Origin of the sequence: Anaerotignum lactatifermentans (genome assembly GCF_016902535.1) — a bacterium.
In the GTDB taxonomy this organism is placed as follows: Bacteria; Bacillota; Clostridia; order Lachnospirales; family Anaerotignaceae; genus Anaerotignum; species Anaerotignum lactatifermentans_A.
On record NZ_JACSNY010000010.1, the window covers coordinates 35,039 to 58,504 of the forward strand.

At 50.8% G+C, this 23,466-nt stretch carries 23 protein-coding genes and 1 riboswitch; of the genes, 20 read left to right on the forward strand and 3 right to left on the reverse strand.

What is annotated here, in order from left to right:
- Positions 1-59 precede the first annotated feature (59 nt).
- From hrcA to H9X84_RS08875, 5 genes are all read left to right on the forward strand, one after another.
- Positions 60-1,106 (forward strand): heat-inducible transcriptional repressor HrcA, encoded by a 1,047-nt coding sequence (gene hrcA / locus H9X84_RS08855; RefSeq protein ID WP_205133997.1) that lies wholly within the window; start codon positions 60-62, stop codon positions 1,104-1,106.
- Positions 1,107-1,123: 17 nt separating this feature from the next.
- On the forward strand, positions 1,124-1,684 hold the full coding sequence (gene grpE, locus H9X84_RS08860) for a nucleotide exchange factor GrpE (RefSeq protein ID WP_205133998.1): 561 nt from the start codon (positions 1,124-1,126) through the stop codon (positions 1,682-1,684).
- A gap of 35 nt (positions 1,685-1,719) precedes the next feature.
- On the forward strand, positions 1,720-3,555 hold the full coding sequence (dnaK, locus tag H9X84_RS08865) for a molecular chaperone DnaK (protein ID WP_205133999.1): 1,836 nt from the start codon (positions 1,720-1,722) through the stop codon (positions 3,553-3,555).
- A gap of 98 nt (positions 3,556-3,653) precedes the next feature.
- Positions 3,654-4,835 (forward strand): molecular chaperone DnaJ, encoded by a 1,182-nt coding sequence (gene dnaJ / locus H9X84_RS08870; protein WP_205134000.1) that lies wholly within the window; start codon positions 3,654-3,656, stop codon positions 4,833-4,835.
- Between the two features lie 207 nt (positions 4,836-5,042).
- A riboswitch (NiCo riboswitch) is annotated at positions 5,043-5,131 on the forward strand.
- Between the two features lie 76 nt (positions 5,132-5,207).
- The gene (locus tag H9X84_RS08875; RefSeq protein ID WP_207750554.1) at positions 5,208-6,107 is read left to right on the forward strand and encodes a cation diffusion facilitator family transporter; all 900 of its coding nucleotides are present in this window, start codon (positions 5,208-5,210) and stop codon (positions 6,105-6,107) included.
- 96 nt (positions 6,108-6,203) lie between these two features.
- Here the strand turns inward: H9X84_RS08875 and H9X84_RS08880 are convergent, their stop codons facing one another.
- The gene (locus tag H9X84_RS08880) at positions 6,204-7,574 is read right to left on the reverse strand and encodes a PLP-dependent aminotransferase family protein (RefSeq protein ID WP_243423692.1); all 1,371 of its coding nucleotides are present in this window, start codon (positions 7,572-7,574) and stop codon (positions 6,204-6,206) included.
- Positions 7,575-7,728: 154 nt separating this feature from the next.
- On the opposite strand from H9X84_RS08880, the gene H9X84_RS08885 reads away from it, so the two are divergent.
- On the forward strand, positions 7,729-8,511 hold the full coding sequence (locus H9X84_RS08885; protein WP_205134002.1) for a PhzF family phenazine biosynthesis protein: 783 nt from the start codon (positions 7,729-7,731) through the stop codon (positions 8,509-8,511).
- Between the two features lie 50 nt (positions 8,512-8,561).
- Positions 8,562-9,176 carry a flavodoxin family protein gene (locus H9X84_RS08890; protein WP_205134003.1) on the forward strand — a complete coding sequence of 205 codons (615 nt, stop codon included), beginning with the start codon at positions 8,562-8,564 and terminating at the stop codon, positions 9,174-9,176.
- Positions 9,177-9,240: 64 nt separating this feature from the next.
- Here H9X84_RS08890 and H9X84_RS08895 read toward each other — a convergent pair whose 3' ends face one another.
- Complete coding sequence (locus tag H9X84_RS08895) at positions 9,241-9,702, reverse strand: low molecular weight protein-tyrosine-phosphatase (protein ID WP_205134004.1); 462 nt, start codon at positions 9,700-9,702, stop codon at positions 9,241-9,243.
- Positions 9,703-9,877: 175 nt separating this feature from the next.
- On the opposite strand from H9X84_RS08895, the gene H9X84_RS08900 reads away from it, so the two are divergent.
- The 4 genes from H9X84_RS08900 to H9X84_RS08915 all read left to right on the forward strand — a co-directional run bounded on the left by H9X84_RS08900 (position 9,878) and on the right by H9X84_RS08915 (position 12,223).
- Complete coding sequence (locus H9X84_RS08900) at positions 9,878-10,258, forward strand: DUF5655 domain-containing protein (RefSeq protein WP_205134005.1); 381 nt, start codon at positions 9,878-9,880, stop codon at positions 10,256-10,258.
- A gap of 19 nt (positions 10,259-10,277) precedes the next feature.
- Entirely contained in the window at positions 10,278-10,748 is a 471-nt protein-coding gene (gene bcp, locus H9X84_RS08905; protein WP_205134006.1) for a thioredoxin-dependent thiol peroxidase, read from the forward strand.
- A complete protein-coding gene (yaaA, locus tag H9X84_RS08910) occupies positions 10,745-11,515 on the forward strand; it encodes a peroxide stress protein YaaA (protein WP_205134007.1) in 771 nt (256 codons plus the stop codon). Before bcp ends, yaaA begins: the two co-directional genes overlap by 4 nt.
- Before the next feature lie 228 nt (positions 11,516-11,743).
- Positions 11,744-12,223: a DUF2798 domain-containing protein gene (locus H9X84_RS08915; protein WP_205134008.1), complete on the forward strand. Its 480-nt coding sequence runs from the start codon at positions 11,744-11,746 to the stop codon at positions 12,221-12,223.
- Positions 12,224-12,301: 78 nt separating this feature from the next.
- Here H9X84_RS08915 and H9X84_RS08920 read toward each other — a convergent pair whose 3' ends face one another.
- Positions 12,302-13,672, reverse strand: a complete 1,371-nt coding sequence (locus H9X84_RS08920) for a TrpB-like pyridoxal phosphate-dependent enzyme (RefSeq protein ID WP_205134009.1) — start codon at positions 13,670-13,672, stop codon at positions 12,302-12,304.
- Positions 13,673-14,590: 918 nt separating this feature from the next.
- Here H9X84_RS08920 and H9X84_RS08925 point away from each other — a divergent pair.
- From H9X84_RS08925 to H9X84_RS08965, 9 genes are all read left to right on the forward strand, one after another.
- On the forward strand, positions 14,591-14,803 hold the full coding sequence (locus H9X84_RS08925; RefSeq protein WP_205134010.1) for a FeoA family protein: 213 nt from the start codon (positions 14,591-14,593) through the stop codon (positions 14,801-14,803).
- A gap of 76 nt (positions 14,804-14,879) precedes the next feature.
- Positions 14,880-16,886: a ferrous iron transporter B gene (gene feoB, locus H9X84_RS08930; protein ID WP_205134011.1), complete on the forward strand. Its 2,007-nt coding sequence runs from the start codon at positions 14,880-14,882 to the stop codon at positions 16,884-16,886.
- A gap of 28 nt (positions 16,887-16,914) precedes the next feature.
- On the forward strand, positions 16,915-17,091 hold the full coding sequence (locus tag H9X84_RS08935) for a FeoB-associated Cys-rich membrane protein (protein ID WP_205134012.1): 177 nt from the start codon (positions 16,915-16,917) through the stop codon (positions 17,089-17,091).
- 219 nt (positions 17,092-17,310) lie between these two features.
- Positions 17,311-18,276: an MBL fold metallo-hydrolase gene (locus tag H9X84_RS08940; RefSeq protein ID WP_205134013.1), complete on the forward strand. Its 966-nt coding sequence runs from the start codon at positions 17,311-17,313 to the stop codon at positions 18,274-18,276.
- Between the two features lie 14 nt (positions 18,277-18,290).
- Positions 18,291-19,007 carry a hypothetical protein gene (locus tag H9X84_RS08945; RefSeq protein ID WP_205134014.1) on the forward strand — a complete coding sequence of 239 codons (717 nt, stop codon included), beginning with the start codon at positions 18,291-18,293 and terminating at the stop codon, positions 19,005-19,007.
- 164 nt (positions 19,008-19,171) lie between these two features.
- Positions 19,172-20,698 (forward strand): DNA methylase, encoded by a 1,527-nt coding sequence (locus H9X84_RS08950; protein ID WP_205134015.1) that lies wholly within the window; start codon positions 19,172-19,174, stop codon positions 20,696-20,698.
- Positions 20,695-21,123 (forward strand): hypothetical protein, encoded by a 429-nt coding sequence (locus H9X84_RS08955; RefSeq protein ID WP_205134016.1) that lies wholly within the window; start codon positions 20,695-20,697, stop codon positions 21,121-21,123. The genes H9X84_RS08950 and H9X84_RS08955 overlap by 4 nt, the downstream gene beginning before the upstream one ends.
- Before the next feature lie 277 nt (positions 21,124-21,400).
- The gene (locus H9X84_RS08960) at positions 21,401-21,970 is read left to right on the forward strand and encodes a hypothetical protein (RefSeq protein WP_205134017.1); all 570 of its coding nucleotides are present in this window, start codon (positions 21,401-21,403) and stop codon (positions 21,968-21,970) included.
- Positions 21,971-22,093: 123 nt separating this feature from the next.
- Positions 22,094-23,302 (forward strand): S8 family peptidase, encoded by a 1,209-nt coding sequence (locus tag H9X84_RS08965; protein WP_330612322.1) that lies wholly within the window; start codon positions 22,094-22,096, stop codon positions 23,300-23,302.
- The last annotated feature ends 164 nt before the right edge of the window (positions 23,303-23,466 follow it).

Sequence of the window (23,466 nt, forward strand, 5' to 3'; positions counted from 1 at the left end):
TATATGAGTTAGCACTCGATTGAAGCGAGTGCTAACAAATCAAAAAGGAGGCGAAGGCTATGTCGTTGAATGACAGAAAAATACAGATTTTGCAGGCGATCATCAATGATTATATCGAAACGGCGGAGCCTGTCGGTTCCAGAACTATCGCAAAGAAATATAACCTGGGCATCAGTTCCGCCACCATCCGCAATGAGATGAGTGATCTGGAGGAAATGGGCTTCATCATTCAGCCCCATGCTTCTTCCGGCCGAATCCCTTCAGATCTGGGCTATCGGCTCTATGTGGACCACCTGATGCAGAAAAAAGAACTTTCCCCGGAAGAGGAACAGTACCTGCAAAACGTCGTGAACCGAAATGTGGGACAGATTGATTATTTGCTGGAGGAAATGGCAAAGGCCCTTTCCCTGCTGACCAATTACACCACCATCATTTCGGAACCGGTGAGCCAGACCACAAGGATTAAGCAGATCCGTCTGCTGCCGTTGGATGAAGGGTCCATACTGCTGGTTATTGCCACAGAGGACAATTTCATCAAGAACCATGTCATCAAAATGGGGTCTGTGCCCAATGAGGAAGTGATTCTGCGGATGGGGATGTATCTGAATCATGTGTTACAGGGATATACCATCGCGGATATCGACGCCAATGTGGTGCGGCGGCTACAAAGAGAACTGGCAGAGTACAGCGGTATCCTGCCCCATATCCTTAAGGCCATTGAAAAGACCATGCGGGCGGCGGAAAAAGTACACCTGCATATGAGCGGCACCAACAATATTCTGGCCTGTCCGGAATTTTCCGATATTCAGAAAGCGAAATCCCTGTTCCAGACGCTGGAGGAAAAGGATGTGCTGGTGACCCTGCTGGAAAGCGGGAAATCAGACGATATGCAGATTCTTATCGGCAGTGAGAACCAGGTACAGAGCATGAAGGATTGTTCCGTGATTACGGCAACCTATAAAATGGGGGACAATACCAGAGGCACCATCGGTATTGTGGGGCCTACCCGAATGGATTATTCCCAGGTGGTTTCCGTATTGAACGGAATGGTGAGCAATATTGAGAAAGTGTTGAAAAACCTTGCCGACGGCAATAAAAAAACTTAGAGAAAAGAGGAGCAGATGTGGAAGAAAAGAATTTGAACGAAGAAACTCTGCAGGAAGAATCCTTGCAGGAGGAAATCCGGCAGGAAGATATGGCAGAAGCTGCGGATGGCGAGGTCGTTGACGAAAAGGAAGCGAAGATCGCGGAATTGGAGCAGCTGGCGGCAGACCATCTGGATAAATACCAGAGATGTCTGGCGGAATTTGATAATTTCAGAAAGAGAACGTCCAAGGAAAAGGCAAGCATGTATGATGACGGTGTCAGAGACACTGTGGAAAAGCTGCTTTCCGTTGTGGACAATCTGGAGCGTGCCGTGGCGGCACAGGAAGGAAAGGACGCGGAGGACGCTTTCTTCAAAGGTGTGCAAATGACTCTGAAGCAGTTCCAAGAAATTCTGCATGGCATGGGCGTAGAGGAGATCAAAGCAGTGGGCGAAAAGTTCGACCCCAATTTCCATGCGGCTGTGGCCCATGAGGATGACGAGGCCTACGGAGAAAACGAAGTGGTCTTGGAAATGCTGAAAGGGTATAAATATAAAGATAAAGTCATCCGTCACAGTATGGTGAAGGTGGCAAACTAAACAGGATGAGAAGATAAATTAGGAGGAAATAGATTATGAGCAAAATTATTGGTATTGACTTAGGTACAACAAACTCTTGTGTAGCAGTAATGGAAGGTGGCCAGCCCGTAGTTATCGTAAACAGCGACGGCGCAAGAACTACTCCTTCCGTAGTTGGCTTTGCCAAAAACGGCGAAAGACTGATCGGTGAGACAGCAAAACGTCAGGCCATCACGAACCCCGACAACACCATCAGCTCCATCAAACGTCATATGGGCGAAAACTATAAAGTAAACATCGAAGGCAAATCCTACTCTCCTCAGGAAATTTCCGCTATGGTACTGCAGAAACTGAAAGCAGACGCGGAAAGCTATCTGGGCGAGACCGTTTCCGAAGCGGTGATCACAGTACCCGCTTACTTCAATGACGCACAGCGTCAGGCAACAAAGGATGCCGGCCGTATCGCTGGTCTGGATGTAAAACGTATCATCAACGAACCCACATCTGCGGCACTGGCATATGGTCTGGACAATGAAGGCGAACAGAAGATCATGGTATACGACCTGGGCGGCGGTACTTTCGACGTATCCATCATTGAAATCGGCGATGGCGTTATCGAAGTTCTGTCCACCAACGGCAATACCCGTCTGGGCGGCGACGACTTCGACCAGAGAGTGATCGACTATCTGGTAGCGGAATTCAAGAAGGCAGAAGGCATGGACCTGTCCAAAGATAAAATGGCAATGCAGAGATTGAAAGAAGCTGCGGAAAAAGCAAAGAAAGAGCTGTCTACCGTAACTTCCACCAATATCAACCTGCCTTTCATTACCATGAATCAGGACGGCCCCAAACATCTGGACATCACACTGACCAGAGCGAAATTTGACGAACTGACCGCAGATCTGGTAGACGCTACCATGGGCCCCGTTCGTCAGGCACTGGCAGACGCTGGTTTGTCCGCAGGCGACATCAACAAAGTACTGCTGGTAGGCGGTTCCACAAGAATCCCCGCTGTACAGGAAGCAGTAAAGAAATATACAGGCAAAGAACCCTTCAAGGGCATCAACCCCGATGAATGTGTAGCTGTCGGCGCAGCGATCCAGGGCGGCAAACTGGCTGGCGACGCAGGTGCGGGCAGTGTTTTGCTGCTGGACGTAACACCTCTGTCTCTGGGGATCGAAACACTGGGCGGCGTAGCAACAAAGCTGATCGACAGAAACACCACGATCCCTACCAACAAGAAACAGATCTTCTCCACAGCGGAAGATAACCAGACAGCTGTAGACATCCACGTAGTACAGGGCGAAAGACCTCTGGCAAGAGACAACAAGACACTGGGTCAGTTCAAACTGGACGGTATTGCTCCCGCAAGACGCGGCGTGCCTCAGATTGAAGTATCCTTTGATATTGACGCTAACGGTATCGTAAACGTATCCGCAAAGGATCTGGGTACCGGCAAGGAACAGCATATCACTATTACAGCAGGCTCCAACCTGTCTGAGGAAGAAATCGACAGAGCGGTAAAAGAAGCGGAACAGTTCGCGGAACAGGATAAGAAGAGAAAAGAAGCCATCGACGCGAAGAACGAAGCTGACTCTCTGATCTTCCAGACAGAAAAGACACTGGGCGAGCTGGAAGGCAAGCTGGGTGCTGACGAAAAAGCGGCAGTAGAAGGCGCGCTGAACACACTGAAAGACACAGTAAAGGATATGCAGCCCGAAACAATGACAGAAGCAGACGTTGCCAATGTAAAATCCGCAACAGAAGCGCTGACACAGGAATTCTATAAGATCTCTGAAAAACTGTATCAGCAGGCACAGGCAGCGCAGGGCGGCGACGCGGCAAACGGCGGCGACCCGAATGTAGTTGACGGCGAAGGCAAAGAACTGTAAAATAGAGAAGTTGGACGAAAGCAAGGCAAGGGCGGGTTTTTACCGCCCCTGCTTTTGCCGTTTGAAATACTTTTCTATGAACGAAGGCGGTGAGGAAGTTGGCTGAAAAAAGAGATTATTATGAGGTTTTGGGCGTAAATAAAAACGCAACGGAGGCGGAACTGAAAAAGGCATACCGTAAAATGGCGGTAAAATACCACCCCGACCAGAACCCGGGAAATAAAGAAGCGGAAGAAAAATTCAAGGAAGTCAACGAAGCCTACGAAGTACTTAGTGACGCCAAAAAACGTGCCCAGTATGACCAGTTTGGTCATGCGGCCTTTGAACAGGGCGGCATGGGCGGCGGCGGATTTTACGGCGGCGGCTTTGAAGGCTTTGATATGGGAGATCTGGGAGATATTTTTGGCAGCATGTTCGGTTTTGGCGGCGGCGGCTCTTCCAGAAGAAACGGCCCCAGACGCGGTCGGGATATTAACGTAAATATCCAGCTGACCTTTGAGGAGGCTGTTTTTGGCTGTACTAAGGAGATTTCCGTGGCGATTCTGGACGAATGTGAGACCTGTCGTGGCACCGGCGCGAAACCTGGCACCCATGCGGAAAGCTGCTCCAAGTGCGGCGGTACCGGTCAGGAGCGTTTTGTACAGCAGTCCATGTTTGGCGCGGTAACGTCCGTGCGTACCTGTTCCGCTTGTCACGGTACAGGCAAGATTGTCAAGGAGCCATGCACCACTTGCAGAGGCACCGGCAGAGTCAAAAAGACAAAGAAATACGAAGTCAATGTGCCTAAGGGCATTGACAACGGTCAGACTATCCGTCTGGCCAATAAAGGCGAGATCGGGGAAAACGGCGGCGGCTACGGCGATTTGCTGGTAACGGTATACGTACAGCCCAACCGTGTTTTTGTCCGCAAGGGTTTTGATATTTACTGTGATGTGCCCATCACCTTTGTACAGGCGGCACTGGGCGGAGAAATCACCATCAAGACCATTGACGGCGAACAGAAATATACCATCAAGCCCGGCACACAGCCCGATACCGTAGTAACTCTGCGGGGCGTGGGTGTGCCTAATCTGAGAAATCCCAAGGTACGGGGCAATCAGATCGTGACGCTGAAGGTAAAGATCCCGACGGATCTGAGCGAGCGTCAAAAAGACCTGCTGCGGCAGTTTTATGGTGATGCCCCGGCGGGGGCGGCCAAGTCCGAGGCCACAGCGGCGTCGGAGGAAGAAAAGAAAAGTTTTGGTGAAAAGGTCAGAGACTTTTTCGATAAGGATAAATAAAAAGACAATCCCAATCAAAACAGAATTGCCGGAATTCCTTGCGTTTTGTAAGGATTCCGGCAATATTGCTTTTTTATGGGAAGGGCGGCTGTTTTATCAGAAAAAAGAAAAAATACCGAAAAAGGTTATGCTTGACAAACCGGGATACTTTACGGTAAAATCATAAAAATAATTTGCACTGCGCATACGGGAGAAGCTCCCGCACATACAGTACAAACTGAGCAGACAGCGGAGCGTTTCTCCGTGTGGTCGGGCATTTATGCAGCGGATGACAAAATGACATCTGTGGGACGGTTTTATTTCGGTTCTGCGGGTGTCTTTTTTTGTATAAAATCACAGAAGATGAAAAAAATAGAGTAGGAGGTTTGTCCTATGGCAAAGGAAAGAGTAGTTTCGGAAAATGAAAAGATCGTCATGCGGGTCTCTACCAACAGCATGATTGTGAATCTGGTGCTGTCGGTGTTTAAGGTAGCGGCGGGATTTCTGGCGGCATCCGGTGCGATGATCTCTGACGGTATCCATTCCGCTTCGGATGTATTCAGCACCATTATCGTTATGGTAGGGTATAAGCTGTCCGCCAAGGATTCGGACGAAAATCATCCCTATGGTCACGAGAGAATCGAGTGCGTGGCGGCGGTGCTGCTGGCCATGGTACTTTGTGTGACCGGTGTTTTTATCGGCTGGAGCGGCATTGAGAAGATTCTGGGCCGGAGCGGAGCAGCGCTGGAGATTCCCGGAAAGCTGGCGCTGATTGCCGCTGTGATCTCTATTGTGGTAAAGGAAGGCATGTACCACTATACAAAACGGGCGGCAAAGAAAGTCAATTCCGGAGCCATGATGGCGGATGCATGGCACCATCGTTCCGACGCTCTGTCTTCCGTAGGCAGTTTGATTGGTATTGGCGGCGCTATGCTGGGATATCCTGTCTGTGACCCCATTGCCAGCGTGATTATCTGTCTGTTCATCATCAAGGCCTCCTACGATATTTTCAAGGATGCCATGGATAAAATGATGGATACGGCCTGTGATACAGAGACCATGGAACGGATGAAAGAGGTAGTCAGCGCGCAGAAAGGCGTTTTGGGCATTGACAGCATCCAGACCAGACAGTTTGGCGCCAAGGCTTATGTGGATGTGGAGATCGCCGCGGACGGGAATCTTTCCCTGACGGCGGCCCATGCCATCGCGGAGGAGGTCCATCACGCCATTGAAACCAATTTCCCGGAGGTAAAGCATTGTATGGTTCACGTGAACCCGGCGGTGACGGCATAAAGCGCGTTTGCGGAGGCAAAAGAAAACAGAATTTTTGAAAGACAGAAAGGACACCTTTTTCAGGAGAAAGCCGGAAAAGGTGTCCTTTTTAAAAGATCAAATGAGAAAATCCTGATTTGCGGTTTCTTTTGTAAAAAGCTTATGCAGGATAGAAAGTCCTTGCTCTAACTGCGCAGGCGTCTCCGGAGAGGAAAGAGATACCCGCAGGAACTGCCGGGGGTCCTCCTGTCCAACGGAAAAGCGTTTGGAATGGCAGATATGGATGCCGTTCTTTATTGCTAACTGCTCGAAATCAATCTTGTAAAAACATTCCGGAAGAGGGACCCAAAAAGAAAATCCCATGTTTTCCACTGGTTCCGCCGGGAAAAAACGATGGCAGATCTCGCGGCGAAGCTTGGCCTCCTCCCGTTTTTGCTTTATGATGCTTTCCGCCGCGCCGCTGAAAATCAGTTCTCCGGCAGTTTCGCTGTTCAGAGAAGGAACTTTGACGTTGATGTTAAAGATCCCTCTTCGAATATGAGAGGAAAAACGCTCCGGATAGGTGATATAGGCAACTCTGAGACCGGAACAAATGGCTTTGGAAAGACTGCTGATATAGCAGGTTTGTTCCGGCGCAAGGGCGGCCATTGGTGTGGCGGGCGTTTCCTGCAAAAAGACGTAAATATCATCCTCGATCACAGTCAGCTGGTGTTTTTGTATTATGGCGGCCAGGTCCTTTCTCCGCTGTTCATCCATACTATGGCCAGTAGGATTGTGGAAAGCGGGTATAACATAAAGCCCGGCTATATGCTGTAATCTGCATTGTGCGTCCAAAGCGTCCGGAAGGATGCCTTTCTCGTCCCCCGCAACCGGAACCAGACGGATCTGAAGCATATTGGCCAGTTCCATAAAATTGGAATAGGTATAAAAATCCGTCGCGATTTTGTCCCCCGCCCGGAACAGGGAAATCAGTACGATGGCCAGGGCGTTCTGCGCGCCGGCGGTAATGGCAATGAGCGAGGAAGGAGGATTCATCGAAAATTGTGAAAGCCATTTTTGGGCGGCGGCCTTCTGGTAAGGCGTTCCCATGGGATAGCTGTAATCCAGAAGATTGGTGCCTTCCCGGTTTAAAACGGTTTTCATGGCTTCTTTTGTGTAGGAATTGAAGTGGTCCAGGGGCTTGATGATGCCCATTTCAATATAGGAGGCTTCTTCCTTTTCGTCTGCCAGCGCCATGGTAGCGGCGGCGTTGGGAGAAACGAAGGTACCTTTCCCGGTAATGCCGTAAAGCAGTCCCTGACTGGTGCAAAGCTGGAAGGCGCGTGTGATGGTGCTGAGATTTAAATCAAGATAATCCGCCAATTCCCGCTGGGGCGGGAGTTTTGTATGGGGCGGCAGGGTACCGGAGAGAATGTCCTCTGTCAAAAGCTGGGCAAGAGAACGATATTTGGGAGAGGTTAAGCGCTCCTTTTCCGGTTTCCAGGACATTGGATAGTCTGCAAAGGAATTGACAGGCATAAAAAACACCGTCCTTTCAAAATTGTATTGCATACAATTATTATATTGCATTGTATTATTTTGCCTAATATAATTACATTATAGGAAAAATTCAAAAGAATCACAAGGCAAAGGAGGTTTTTTCATGAAATATTATGTGGTAGACGCTTTTGCGGAAAAGGTTTTCGGCGGGAATCCTGCTGGTGTTTGTGTGCTGGAGCAGCCGATGGACGCGGACTTGATGCAGCAGATCGCCATTGAGAACAATCTGTCGGAAACGGCCTTTGTATATAAAAGAGAGAAGGGGCAGTATGATCTGAAATGGTTTACGCCCGGCGGCGAGATTGACCTTTGCGGCCATGCTACACTGGGAACCGCCTATGTTGTGGCGAATTTTGTGGATCAGGATGTGGAGAAAATGGAATTTTCCACATTGAGCGGTGTTTTGACCGTAGTGAAAAAAGGGGAACTGTTTGAAATGGATTTTCCCAGCCGGATGCCGGAAAAAATGGAAATCAAAGCGGAAATCACAGAGGCTCTGGGCGGCGCAAAGATTCAGGGCGCGTATCTTTCCAGAGACCTGATCCTGGAACTGGAAAATGAGGAGGCCGTACGGAAGGTAGCCCCTGATTTTGAGAAGGTACTCCATCTGGAGGATGGCCTGGGCTGTGTAGTAACGGCCAAAGGCCAACACTGCGATTTTGTTTCCCGCTGCTTCTTCCCCAAGCTGAAGGTCAATGAAGACCCTGTGACCGGTTCCGCGCACAGCAGTCTGATTCCTTTCTGGGCAGAGCGTCTGGGCAAAACAGAAATGCGTGCGGAGCAGCTGTCCAAACGGGGCGGCGTTCTGTACTGCACCAACGGGACAGACCGTGTTATGATTAGCGGTTCCGCAGTGCTGTACTTACAGGGAGAGATCTTTGTCTAAAGGCTTAGACGGAGAAAGAACATAAAAGAAGAGAAAAAGGAGGAGTTTTTATGAAGGTATTATTGGTAAACGGCGGTCCCCACGCCCATGGCTGTACGGATGCGGCGCTGCAGGAAGTGGCAAAGGCGCTGGAAGAAAACGGTGTGGAAACAGAAATTTTCTGGGTAGGAAATGATCCCGTGGCAGGGTGTCTTGGCTGCGGCGCCTGCAAAAAGACAGGCCGCTGTTTCCGGGATGACTGCGTCAATAAGTTCATGGAAAAGGCGGAGCTGGCAGACGGCTTTGTCTTTGGCGGTCCAGTGCATTTCGCCTCCGCGGCCGGTGCTTTGATTTCCTTTATGGACAGAGTATTCAGCTGCGGTAATTTTGAAGGAAAGGTCGGCGCAGCGGTGGTCAGCTGCCGCCGTGCGGGCTCTACGGCTACCTTTGACGAGATCAATAAGTACTTTGCCATCAAGGGGATGCCGATTGTAACCTCCAATTACTGGAATATGGTGCATGGCAATACGCCGGATGAGGTAAGACAGGATCTGGAAGGGATGCAGACCATGCGGATGCTGGGCAGAAATATGGCCTGGCTTATGAAATGTATCGCTGCCGGAAAAGCGGCCGGCGTGGATCGTCCGCAGTCCGAAGAGAAAATTCGCACTAACTTTATCCGCTAAATACAGAAGTAAGAAAAACAGGCGTGAGTCCTCTCATGGAGAGGATTCACGCCTGAAACTGTTTTCAGGAGAGCTTTTCAGTAAGATGGGCCAGCAGAGCGGTGCAGCCCTCCAGAATATCGTCATAGGTCACATCGAAATTTCCAGTATACCAGGGGTCCGCAATATCCCGGGGATGGCTGGAAAAATCCAGCAGACAGCAGATCTTGCCTTCGGGATCGTTGGGCAGAATACGCCGGATTTCCCGCAGATTCTGCTTTTCCATGCAGATGATGTAGTCATATTGGGCATAATCCTGTTTTGTGACCTGCCGGGCGGTTTTCCCGGCGGTGGAAATATGGTATTCCGCCAGCTTTCGGACGGTGCCCCAATGGACGGGATTGCCGATTTCCTCCGTGGTAGTGGCGGCAGAGGCAATATGGATCTTGTCGGAAAGCCCCGCCTGGGCTACCATGGATTTCATGAGAAATTCGGCCATTGGGGAACGACAAATATTGCCGTGGCAAATAAAAAGCACGTTAATCATACGAGAAATTCCTTTCTTTCTATAAAAATATACGCCTATTGTACCATATCCCGCGCCTGTTTTCAGCAAAAAAGTTCCTGCGGGGAGCAAAGTCTTTTGCGGGAAAATCTTCATTTGCCACAAGAAGTCATTGCTGTTAAGATAAAGGTAACGGCAAGAAAAAGGAGGGACAGCCATGGAGGAAGAAATCTATTACTTTTTTCGAGAGCATATGGACGTGCTGCCCATCTATGAACGGCTGGAGGAGGAGATCCGTGTCAGAGTGCCGGAGGTGCGGATTAAGGTATCCAAAACACAGATCAGCTTTTCCAACCGGCGGGGGTTTGCTGCGGTATCATTTTTGCCGGTGCGCAAGGCGAAGGAGCGTCCGCCGGTCTGGCTGACGGTGACCTTTGGGTTGGCCTGCCGTCTGGCCTCCGACCGAATCGACGCCGTCGTGGAGCCGTATCCCAACCGCTGGACCCATCATGTCATGGTGGGATGTACGGAGGAAATCGACGAGGAGTTATTGAGTTGGATCAAGGAAGCGGCAGATTTTTCCGCCGCTAAAAGATAAGAGAAAAGGAGAGATACAGATGTTGGAAGTTGGAACAAAAGCGCCGGATTTTACATTGTTGGATAAAAACGGGACAGAAGTCCGTCTGTCGGATTTTCTGGGGAAAAAGGTGGTACTGTATTTTTACCCCCGAGACAACACACCGGGGTGCACAAGACAGGCCTGTGCCTTTGCCCGGACCTATCCGGAATTTCAGGAGAAAAATGTGGTGGTCATTGGCATCAGCAAGGATTCCGTGGCTTCTCATCTGAAATTTGCCCAGAAGCATGAACTGCCTTTTGTGCTGCTGTCTGACCCGGAACTGACAGCCATTCAGGCCTATGGCGTATGGCAGGAGAAAAAGCTCTACGGCAAGGTAAGCATGGGGGTAGTGCGGACAACCTATCTCATCAATGAGGAAGGTATCATTGAAAAGGTAATGCCCAAGGTAAAACCGGATACCAATGCGGAGGATATTCTGGCTTATCTGGCGGAAGGCGGTCAGGCATGAGGATTATCATTTCTCCGGCGAAAAAAATGAATGTGGATATGGATTCTTTGCAGTGGAAAGAACTGCCTGCATTTTTGCCCCAAACGGAGCGGATACTGGAGCGGCTGCGGGAAATGGATGGGGCGGCGTTGAAAAAGCTGTGGAAGTGCAGCGATCAGATTGCGGCGCTGAACCGGGAACGTCTGGAACATATGGATCTGCGGCAGGGTCTGACGCCTGCTATACTTTCCTATGAGGGCATACAGTACCAGCACATGGGCCCCGGCGTCTTTACCCAAAGGCAGTTTGACTATGTACAGGAGCATCTGCGGATATTATCCGGGTTTTACGGACTGCTGCGGCCTTTGGACGGCGTGACGCCCTATCGTCTGGAGATGGGCGCCCGGCTGGCATTGGACGGAGCAAAGAATCTCTATGATTTTTGGGGCGCGCGTCTGGCGGAAAAGCTGACGGCCCAAACAGATGAGGTGCTGAATCTGGCGTCTAAGGAGTACAGCCAATGTATTTCCCGGCATTTGCCGGAAGGAAAACGCATGGTGACCTGTGTGTTTGGCGAGGAAAAAGCGGGGCGGATTGTAGAGAAGGGGACGCTGTGCAAAATGGCCCGAGGAGAAATGGTGCGTTTTCTGGCGGAGCAAGAAGCGAAAACGGCAGAGCAGTGTCAGGCCTTTTCCGGACTGGGGTTTCGTTTTGCGCCGGAGCGTTCCGACGAGGAGACCTATGTTTTCCTGAAGGAGCCGGCGGAAAAAGCGGCGTTCCTTTGGTGATTCGGCGCAGGAAAAGGCCTGAAATTCTGTGAAAACTATACAAAGGGACGAAATGAAAAAAACACTTACACAGCCGGGATTTTTCCGTTACAATAATAAATGCGGAAAGCAGCAATGGCGAATGAGATGTACACGAGCAGTGGAGGTCGCAAGGAGGCAGGCGATTTCTACTGCTTTTTTTGCTGCTTGGAATAGGAAAAATGAGAATGTTTAAGGAGGAAAAATTTTATGCCCAAAAACAAAAGAGAGAGTTTGATCTACACAGTACTGATGTGCTTCTGTATGGTGATCTGGATGAGTATGTACCATGCGGTGCTGCACAACGGATGGAACATGGAAGCCCTGCGTTCCGGCTGGATGGGATTTCCACTGGCTTATATCTGCGCTATGTGTCTGGATCTGTTTCTGGTTTCCCGGATCGCCAAAGGAATTACTTTTCGGTATCTGGTAAAGCCGGACAGCAGTGTTTTGAGAAAGGTGATTTCTATTTCCGGCTGCATGGTAGTATTTATGGTACTGTTCATGTCTCTCTATGGGGCATTGGAGGTCTGTGTCAGAACCGGGGCATGGAACAGCCTGTTTTTCCTCTGGCTGAAAAATCTGCCGGTAAACTTTGTCATGGCACTGCCCTTTCAGCTGCTGGTGGCGGGTCCTGTGGTACGCAGAGTATTCCGCATGGCGTTCCCGGAGGGAACTGTTTTGGGCTGAATCCGCAAAAAAGAATATGATTATCCTATAAAATAAGCGAAGGCCCGCCGAATTACATCGGCGGGCCTTTGTATTGGATCAGATTTTAGGCAGTTTATTGAAGTACTGCTGCAATTCTTCGTCAGAAGGGATATAGTCACTCATCTGGCCGTTATGGAATTTTTCATAGGCCACCATGTCAAAGTAGCCGGTGCCGGTCAGACCAAAAACAATGGTTTTTTCCTCGCCGGTTTCTTTGCATTTCAGGGCTTCCTCTATGGCCACATGGATGGCGTGGCTGCTTTCGGGCGCGGGCAGGATGCCTTCTATTCTGGCAAACTGTTCCGCGGACTGGAATACGGTGGTCTGGGGTACGGAAACGGCTTCCATATAGCCATCATGGTACAGCTGGGAAAGAATGGAGCTCATGCCATGGTAGCGCAGACCGCCGGCGTGGTTGGGTGCGGGGATAAAGTCGCTGCCCAGAGTATACATTTTTGCCAGAGGGCAAACCATACCCGTATCGCAGTAGTCGTAAGCAAATACGCCGCGCGTCAGGCTGGGGCAGGAGGCCGGTTCCACGGCGATGATACGGTAATCCGCTTCGCCACGGAGCTTTTCACCCATGAAGGGAGCGATCAGACCGCCCAGATTAGAGCCGCCGCCGGCACAGCCGATGATGATGTCGGGATGGATGTTGTATTTATCCAGAGCGGCCTTTGTTTCCAGACCGATGATGGACTGGTGCAGCATAACCTGATTTAACACACTGCCCAGCACATAACGGTAGCCATCAGAGGAAAGGGCTTTTTCCACGGCCTCGGAGATGGCGCAGCCCAGACTGCCGCCGGTGCCGGGGTGTTCCTCCAGAATCTTTCTGCCTACGGCCGTTTCCGTGGAGGGAGACGGTGTAACAGAAGCGCCATAGGTACGCATGACCTCACGGCGGAAGGGTTTCTGTTCGTAGGATACCTTTACCATGTAGACCTTGCAGTCCAGATCGAAATAGGAGCAGGCCATGGAAAGGGCTGTACCCCACTGGCCGGCGCCGGTTTCTGTGGTAACGCCTTTCAGGCCCTGTTTCTTGGCATAATAGGCCTGTGCGATGGCGGAATTGAGCTTATGGCTGCCGCTGGTGTTGTTTCCTTCGAATTTATAGTAGATTTTCGCGGGAGTCTGGAGCTTTTCCTCCAGACGGTAAGCCCGGATCAGCGGGGAAGGACGGAACATTTTGTAGAAATCCTGAATTTCTTCGGGAATCTCAAAAAAAGCGGTATCGTTGTCCAGTTCCTGATCCACCAGATCTTTACAAAAGACTACGGAAAGCTCTTCCGCCGTCATAGGCTCTTTTGTGGCAGGGTTCAGCAGAGGCGCGGGTTTGTTTTTCATGTCGGCCCGCAGATTGTACCATGCTTTTGGCATCTCGTTTTCTTCCAGATAGATTTTGTAGGGGATGTTTTCTTTTTTCATTATTCTGTCTCCTTTCTTTCTTTGGGACAGGCAATAAAAAAATCCCGTCCCAGATCCATATTGGTATCTTTGCTGGGACAGGATCAATTCTTCTTCCTGCGGTGCCACCCGGCTTGACGTAGTAACATACGCCCACTTTGCGCATACAAACATATGCAGACCTTTTGTTACGAAGGGTCATACTCCGTCTCGCATACTCCGAATCCTTTCGTTTCCGCTTGCCCTCAGAAGTCCATTCGGCAATATATTTTCCACCGCGCTCTCACCATCCGCGGCTCTCTGTGGAAAAAGGGATACAGCCTACTCACTCTTCCTCAACGGTTTTGCCTATCATAGCATACGTCTTTTCCAGTGTCAAATAGTTTTTTTCGGCAAGAAGAGAGATGTCCGCTGTGTGCGGATGAATGTTTCTGATAAAACGATGAAAATTAGACGTTGATTTTGTGAAAAAAGAAAGCGGCAGAAAGCGGAAACAGGAAATGAAAAAGAACGGACTGCCGTTTCTCACAAGAAAAACGGGAAAATCAAGATGTGATTTGTTTTTATTACCGGAAATATGGAGGTGTAACTTTGAAAACGACGAACGGAACGGGAGTTTTTGGATCTGCGCACAGAAAGATTTTGTCAGAACCAATGAAAATGGCGGAAAAGCGGCAGTATGGGAAGGGGCTTGTATTGTGTGACATTGACATTTGCCTCTGAAAGAAGAACAAGTTTTTTTGAGCAGCGTGAAAATGCTGAGAATCCAACAGATACAGCGCAAAAGCAATCAGGAAGGAGATCATGGAAAATATTTCAAAAAAGTTAGCAAAAACTAATTGACAAATTTCCTTCCGTGTATTAAACTCTAAGGGAAGTTAAGCAAAGCTAACTTATGTAAGCATTAGAAAAGCAAAGAAAACAGTATGGGAGAATGAGATGACATTATTAGAAGCGGAAATCGGCGTAGAATATATCATCAAGGACATTGTGACAGAGGATGAGGAAATGAATGCGTTCCTTTTTTCTTTGGGCTGCTACAGCGGGGAACCCATTACGGTGATTTCCCACTTAAAAGGCGGCTGCATTGTTTCCATCAAAGACGCCAGATATAACATGGATACTGAATTAGCGAAGGCTATTTCAATATAAATAGTGATGAAACATCACTATTTTTTAAGGATTTTAGTTAGCTATTGCTAACATAATTATGTTAGGAGGGTATACTATGAGAATCGCGTTAACGGGGAATCCCAACAGCGGAAAAACGACGATGTACAACGCGCTGACAGGCCGGAATGAGCGTGTCGGCAACTGGGCGGGCGTTACGGTAGAACGTAAGGAAAGCCCTATCAAAAAAGGATATTATGACGGGCCGGAGGAATTGATTGCCGTGGACCTGCCCGGGGCATATTCCATGTCTCCTTTTACATCGGAGGAAAGCATCACCAGCGGCTATGTAAAGCATGAAAATCCAGACGCCATCATTAACATTGTGGACGCTACCAATTTGAGCAGAAGTTTATTTTTCACCACACAGCTGCTGGAATTGGGGATTCCTGTGGTGGTAGCCCTGAACAAAAGCGACCTGAATGAAAAGAGAAAGACAGAAATCGACACAGCGGCGCTGTCCCGGAAGCTGGGGTGTCCTGTTATTAAAACGGTTTCCACATCGGCCGGAGATCAGGGACTGAAGGAAGTGGTGAAAACAGCGGCTTCTCTGAAGGGCAAAGGGCAGGAAGCGCCTTATGTCCAGAACGGTGTGGATCTTCATAACAAAGCGGCAGTAGAAGAGGCGGACAGAAAGCGGTTTGCTTTTGTCAATCAGATTGTAAAGGAAGTAGAGAACAGAGTGGTTCTGTCTAAAGAGCAGAATCAGCATGACAGGATTGACGCCATACTGACCAATAAATTTATCGGCATCCCGTTGTTTGCGGCGGTGATGTTTGCTGTGTTCTATATTTCCCAGACAACTGTCGGTACATGGCTGGCAGACTGGCTGGTGGCATGGATCGAAACCTTCCAGGAATGGGTCGGCGGACAGGTGGAAAACGCATCTCCTTTCCTGCAGGCATTGCTGGTAGATGGCATCATCGGCGGTGTAGGCGCCGTAGTGGGCTTCCTGCCTCTGGTTATGGTCATGTACTTCCTCATTGCCTTGCTGGAGGACTGCGGATATATGGCAAGAGCAACCGTAGTTTTGGACCCCATTTTCAAAAGAGTAGGACTTTCCGGGAAATCTGTGATTCCTATGGTCATTGGTACAGGATGTGCCATTCCCGGTATTATGGCAAGCCGTACCATTCGTAACGAGAGAGAACGCAGAGCGACGGCCATGCTGACACCTTTTATGCCCTGCGGCGCAAAGCTGCCTGTCATTGCTTTGTTTGCCGGCGCATTTTTCGCAGATCAGCCGTGGATCGGCACGATGATGTATTTTGTGGGCGTATTCCTGATTTTCCTGGGCGCTTTGCTGGTAAACAAGATCACTGGTCATAAATTCAGAAAATCCTTCTTTATCATTGAACTGCCGGAGTATAAAGTACCCAGCTTAAAAAGAGCGGTGCTTTCCATGCTGTCCCGCGGTAAGGCTTATATCGTAAAAGCCGGCACCATCATTTTGGTGTGCAACACGGTGGTACAGATCATGCAGGCATTTAACTGGCAGTTCCAGGTGGTAGAGGAAGGTATGGAGGGCACCTCTATTCTGGCGTCCATCGCTTCCCCCTTCGCCCTGCTGCTGATCCCTCTGGGCTTTGGCGTATGGCAGCTGGCGGCGGCAGCCATCACAGGCTTTATTGCCAAAGAAAATGTTGTAGGTACTCTGGCTGTGGTTTACGGCATGACGAACCTGATTGATACAGATGAATTGGCTCTGGTAGGCGGCGGAAACGAAGTTGCCATGATCATGGGCCTGACCAAAGTGGCTGCGCTGGCATACCTGATGTTCAATCTGTTTACACCGCCCTGCTTTGCGGCCATTGGCGCCATGAACTCGGAAATGCAGAATAAAAAATGGCTGTTCGGCGGTATCGCTTTGCAGCTGGGAACGGGCTATACGGTGGCGTTTTTGGTATACCAGATTGGTACACTGGCAACAACAGGCGCTTTGGGCACAGGCTTTGTGCCCGGTCTGATCGCGGTAGCGGTGATGGCGGCCATTGTTGTGGGCCTTATCCGCAATACGGATAAAAAGTTCAATGAAAATTATCAGCTGAATGGGATGAAAGCGTGATGTTCTGACATTAGAAAGGAGCATGGGAATGGAAAGTATTATTGTTGCCATGATTGTGCTGGCCATCCTTGGCGCGGCCTGCATCTATATTTATAAAGCCAAAAAAAACGGCGCGAAATGCATTGGCTGCCCTGCCGGCGGAAGCTGTGCTTCTCAGAAAGGCTCGTGTAGCTGCGGCTGCCATGGCGAAAAAAAGAGCCAATGATCCTCGAAGTGCTTGGATCGCTTTCAAAATGGAAATGATTCTCTATGGCAAAGGCCCGGTCTCGGACAGAGACCGGGTTTTTGTGCGCCGGACTGAGGAAATATCTGATTTTTCCGGCATGACCGTGGACGAATGTCTCTCATTTATGGTATACTGGCTCTATATTTTCTCTTCTGGATAAGCGGGGGAGAAAAAATCCAGAAAAAAGGAGGCGTCAGTATGCTGACAAAGGTTGCGGAGAATATTTACAGAAAAGTAGTGCCATTGCCCAATAATCCCCTGCGGGAGATCAATGCCTATTTGATTACAGGGGAGAGGAATCTGCTGATTGATACGGGCTTTAACCGTCCGGAATGCGAGGAGGCTCTGCGAAGTGCCTTTGCAGAGTTGGGGATTTCGGAAACAGACGTGTTTATCACCCATCTGCATTCCGACCACTGCGGGCTGATCCAGCAGTTTTCCACGGAAAACAGCGCTATTTACGCCGGGGAGACAGACGGCGAGCTGATCAATTTCGAGGCGGGGAACCTTTATTGGCGGATGCTGGATGACCTCTTTATTAAATATGGCTTTCCTAAAGCGGATTTCGGCCGGAATACGGATATTCATCCCGGCCGGAAATACTGCCATAAGAAACGGGTGGACTTTACCTATGTGGCGGAAGGAGATGTGCTGGAATACGGCGGCTACCGTCTGCGGGCGGTCTGCACGCCGGGACATACGCCGGGACATATGTGCCTTTATGACGAGGAGAAAAAGATATTGTTCTGCGGGGATCATATTTTAGGTACCATCACACCCAATATCTGCATTGAACTGAGCGCGGAAAACCCTCTGGGAGATTATCTGAACAGTCTGGAAAAGGTGGAGCGGCTGGAGGTGCGTCAGCTGCTGCCTGCTCACGGTACGCCTATCGCAGATATGTACGCCCGCATCCGGGAACTGAAAGAACACCATCGGCAGCGGCTGGAGGAGGTGCTGGGGATACTGGATGACAGTTGGAAAACAGCTTATGTGGTGGCACAGTACATGACATGGGAGATCACCTGCAAGGGCTGGGAGGATTTCCCGGCACCCCAGAAATGGTTTGCCACAGGGGAAGCCATTGCCCATTTGCAGTATCTTTATTTTTCCGGCAGGATACAGAGAGAGGAAAGAAATGGGGTATACTGCTACCGGAAATAAGCAAAGGAGGACGTATGACGGGAAGAGTATTTGTGACAGGAGACAAGCATAGGACCTTTGTGCCCCTTTTTGGGCTGGCGGAGAAGCAGGAACTGCGGGAAACGGATATTTTGGTGATTGCAGGGGACGCGGGCTATGTATGGGATCAGGACTATCCCCATGACGTGGAAAGTCTGGAGCAGGTTTTTCCGGGGACCATCGCCTTTTTGGACGGCAATCATGAGAACCATGCTCTATTGAACAGTCTGCCGGTAGTTCCTTGGATGGGCGGCAGGGTCCATCGGGTAGGAGAACGTGTTTTTCATCTGATGCGGGGAGAGATTTACTCCATTTATGGGAAAAATTATTTCACCTTTGGCGGGGCCCAGTCTGTGGACAAGGACCGCAGGAAGGAGGGCGTCAGCTGGTGGAAGGAGGAAGAGCCTTCTCAGGAAGAACTGGAGTATGGCAGAAAACAGCTGGAGACTTACGGGGAGGAGATCGACTTTATCCTTACCCATGAAACGCCGCTGTTTGCCAGAGGCCATATTTCCCGGCAAAAGCCCGTGGACGAGGATTATGCACTGCCCAGAGTTCTGGAAGAGTGGTACAGGCGCATGGAAGGCGCAGCGAGATTTAAAAAATGGTATTTTGGCCATATGCATGTGGATCAGAAGATCACGCCCAAGCTTATGGGGCTGCATCACCTGATTTTGGAAACGGAGAATGAGACTTCTCTGCGGTGGGTATAAGCGCTCACCATAAACAGAATACAGCCAAAGCAGGCGGCGCTTTTATGAAAAGCGACCGTCTGTTTTTTTTGAAAAATGTCCAGTGGTTTCCTATTGACGAATGTGTTCCCCTGACATAAAATAAAAATAAGAACATTTGTTCTTATTTTTGGAGGTGAACTGCCGTGGAAGAGGAAAAAAGAACCTATGTTGCCATTGACTTGAAATCATATTACGCTTCCGTGGAATGTGTGGAGCGGGGGCTGGACCCTATGACCACAAATCTGGTGGTGGCGGATGAGAGCCGGACGGACAAAACCATTTGTCTGGCGGTGTCTCCCGCTTTGAAAAGCCTTGGCATTTCCGGCAGGCCCCGGCTCTTCGAGGTAAAGCAGAGGGTGCGCCAGATCAACGGATCGCGCCGGGAGCAGGCGCCGGGAAAAAAGCTGACGGGGGCCTCCTGGGACAAAGGCGAACTGGAAAGATCGCCGGAACTGGCGGTGGATTTTATTGTGGCGACACCCCGTATGGGCCATTATATCAGCCAGAGCGCGGGCATCTATCAGATCTATACGAAATACGCGGCGCCGGAGGATATTCATGTCTATTCCATCGACGAGGTATTTCTGGACGCTACCCGGTATCTGGATGCTTTCGGCGGATCTGTCAGGGAATACGTCCGCAGTATTCTGGGGGAGGTAATGGAGAAAACAGGCATTACAGCTACGGCGGGCATCGGTACAAACCTGTATCTGGCCAAAGTGGCCATGGATATTGTGGCAAAGCATATGCCGCCGGATGAAAATGGTGTGCGGATGGCGGAACTGGATGAAATGAGCTACCGCAGAATTTTGTGGGCGCATAAGCCCCTGACGGATTTCTGGAGGGTCGGCAGAGGCTATGCCAAAAAGCTGGCGGCGTATGGCATTTTTACCATGGGGGATATTGCCCGATGTTCTCTGGGAGCGGAAGGCGCTTTCTGGAACGAGGATCTGCTGTATCGCCTGTTCGGGGTGAATGCGGAGCTGCTTATCGATCATGCCTGGGGATGGGAGTCCTGTACCATGGCGGATATTAAGGCATATCGTCCGGAATCCAGCAGTATGGGATCGGGGCAGGTGCTCCAGTCGCCCTATCCGGCGGATCGGGCCAGAGTGGTGCTGCTGGAAATGGCGGATCAGCTGGCGCTGGATTTAATGGAAAAAGGACTGGCGGCGGATCAGCTGACACTGATGATAGGGTACGACAGGGAAAGTCTGGAGGACCCGCAGGTGCGGGCGGCTTACAGAGGAAAGGTCAAAGGGGATGCCTATGGCAGAGTCGTTCCACAGCATGCCCATGGCACCCTTTCCCTGGGAGGATATACTTCCTCCGCCGGAACATTTATGGAGACGGCGGCGGCCCTGTTCGATGGCGTTGTGGACCGCAGACTGCTGGTACGGCGGCTGGCGCTGACGGCCTGTCATGTATGCTGGGAGCGGGAGGCGCCGGGAAAGGGCGCCAAACAGCTGGATCTGTTTACCGATGAGCAAAAACGGCAGGAAGCAGAAAAACGGGAACGAAAAGAGCGGGAAAAGGAACGGCGGCTCCAGCAGGCAGTGCTGGACATCAAGAAGAAATACGGGAAGAACGCTGTGCTGCGGGGCGTCAGTCTGGAGGAAGGCGCCACAGCCAGAGAGCGGAACCAGCAGATCGGAGGGCATAAGGCATGAGCGGAACATATGACGATATGATAAATCTGCCCAGACCCATATCCAAAAAGCACCGGCCCATGGCCCGGGGAAACCGGGCGGCGCAGTTTTCCCCTTTCGCGGCCCTGAGCGGTTTTGACGGAGCCATTCGGGAGACAGATCGTCAGACGGAGGAAAAACGGGAGCTGAGCGGAGACAGAATGGCGGAGCTGGATGGTATCATGGAAGGACTGAGAGGAAAACGAGGAATACAACCATGGATACAGGTGACGTATTTTCAGAAGGACGCCAAAAAGGAGGGCGGCGCTTACCGCAGGACGGCGGGCAGGTTCCGAGGCGTGGATGAGGAAAGAAGGGAACTGCTTCTGGCGGACGGCAGGCGGATTCCGCTGGAAGATGTTTTCTGGCTGGAAGAGGACGACGGAACAATAGGAAAGTATGATTGAAGAAGGAAGCCCCTGTCCGAGAAAAACGCGACAGGGTGAATTTTTTTGTGGAAAGATGACTTTAGATTGCAAGGAGAGGCCTTTTTATGGCATAATCATAATCAGAAATGCCAATGCGCCGCGAAAGTCCGCGGCCTTCTTCATCCGGTGTTTCACGGGGACAGAAGAAAAGAACGGGGCGTGTTTGTTTTCGGGAAAAGGAGCAGACCGGGGGCGAAGAGAACCCAGGAAGATCTGCGGGGAGATCTTCTCCAGAAAGGATAAGGAGGAGATGAAAATGAAAGCATTTCATGGAAAACAATGGACGGCGGTTCTTTTGGTCCTTGCCATGGGCCTGTTTCCGGGCTGCGGCACCGCCAAGGAAGAAACGCCGGAGGAATCCCAGACAGTACAGGAAACACAAGCACAGCAGGAAACCGACGAGGACGCAGTGTCTCAGGAGGAAGGTCTGGCGCAGGTGGATGACGAGGTACTTCTGGAAGAGGCGGAAGAACTGACGGTGGAAGAGGATCTTTCCCAGTATGTCAATGGAGAGGTATTGGTGGGCTACGCCGACGGAAGCTATCAGGTGATGCAGTACGCCGATGAGGAAGCACTGCGGCAGGGACTGGAGGAACTGGCGGCGGATGAGAACGTTATTTTGCTCCAGCCAAATTATGTATATGACAACAGCGCTTTGGCAGTCAGCGATCCGCTGCTGTCACAGCAGTGGGCACTGGAAAATGACGGGACGTTTTACATGGAAGAGGATAAGAACCGGTATCCGGTATATGATATGCCCTTTGAGGAACCCGCCGCCCCGGGACAGTGGGCGCCGCCCCAGTTCTGGGGAATGCCGGGAGGATAGCAGCCCCTTCTTTTCCAGAATCAGTCCGGAAACGGCACCGGTGATACAGAGGTAACGGCAAAAGCCGGCATTGACATCAACGCGGCGGAGGCGTGGGAGGTCTATGACGGCGGCAGCCGGGATGTGATCGTCGCGCTGATTGATACGGGCGTGGATTATGGACACGAAGAACTGGCGGAAAGCATCTGGGTCAACGAGGATGAGATTCCGGGCAACGGCATGGATGATGACGGAAATGGGTATATAGACGATGTCTACGGCTGGAATTTTTACGACAACAGCAGTCAGGTCTATACGGATGTCGAGGACGACAGTCACGGCACCCATGGTGCGGGCACCATTGCGGCCAAGGCGGACAACGGGACCGGCATCGCCGGAATTGTGCAGAGCGATCATGTGAAGATTATGGTGCTAAAGGCGCTGGGCGGTGCGGAAGGCACAGGAACCACTGCCTCTATGATACAGGCCATCCAGTACGCGGAGGCCAACGGGGCGTCCATCTGCAATCTGAGTCTGGCAAGCAGTGTAAACGACAAGGCACTATACCAGACCATGGCCAATTCTTCCATGTTGTTTGTGGCGGCGGCGGGAAATGACGGCATGGATACGGATGTTTCCCCGGTATATCCGGCGGCTTATGATCTGGATAATATCATTTCCGTTGCCAATCTGAATTATGACGGGGCGCTGCATTACAGCTCCAATTACGGCGCGGAGTCGGTAGATCTGGCGGCGCCGGGGTCTTATATCCTCAGTACCGTGCCGGAAAACGGGTATAGCTATATGACAGGCACCTCCATGGCGGCGCCCATGGTGACGGCCGCCGCCGCGATGGTATATTCCTATGACCCGGAGCTGACGCTGGCAGAGGTAAAGGAGATTTTGATTTCCTCGGCGGAACCTCTGGATACGCTGGAAGGGATTACCGTCAGCGGCGGTATGCTGGATCTGGGGGCGGCCATGACTTATGACCGCAGTCTCCTTTCCGGTGTGGAATGGAACAATGCCGAAAAAATGTATCAGGGCAGTGCGCCGGAGATTCGGGCGGCACTGACTGTACAGAGGGGAAAAACCTACCTGCTCATTTCCGTAACGGATCTGGACGGAGATCTGGCGGCTTTGGCTTACGGGACAGGAACACTGACGGCAGAAGATTTCCAGAAGGGCAGCGCAGGAAAGCCTTTTGCCGTAGGCGTGTCGGGAACCGCCATATTCTCTGTAAGCGGCGCGGGCACATATACCTTCTACGCTTTGGACAGCGCGGGAAATGAAACGGTGAAAACCGTGACCGTGGCGCTGGCAGACGGGAGCGGCCGTTCCGTCCGGCCATAGGGAAGAAAAGAAGCCATATGTTTCCAGGACATCCTAAAAAACCGGATGGGCCGGACAATGCGTGATGGATGTGAAAATATAAAAAAGGACTTTCTGCCTGTAAGCGTAATGGCAGGAAGTCCTTTTTTTGATGCCCGAAAAACAGGATTTTGTTCCGTTTCTCA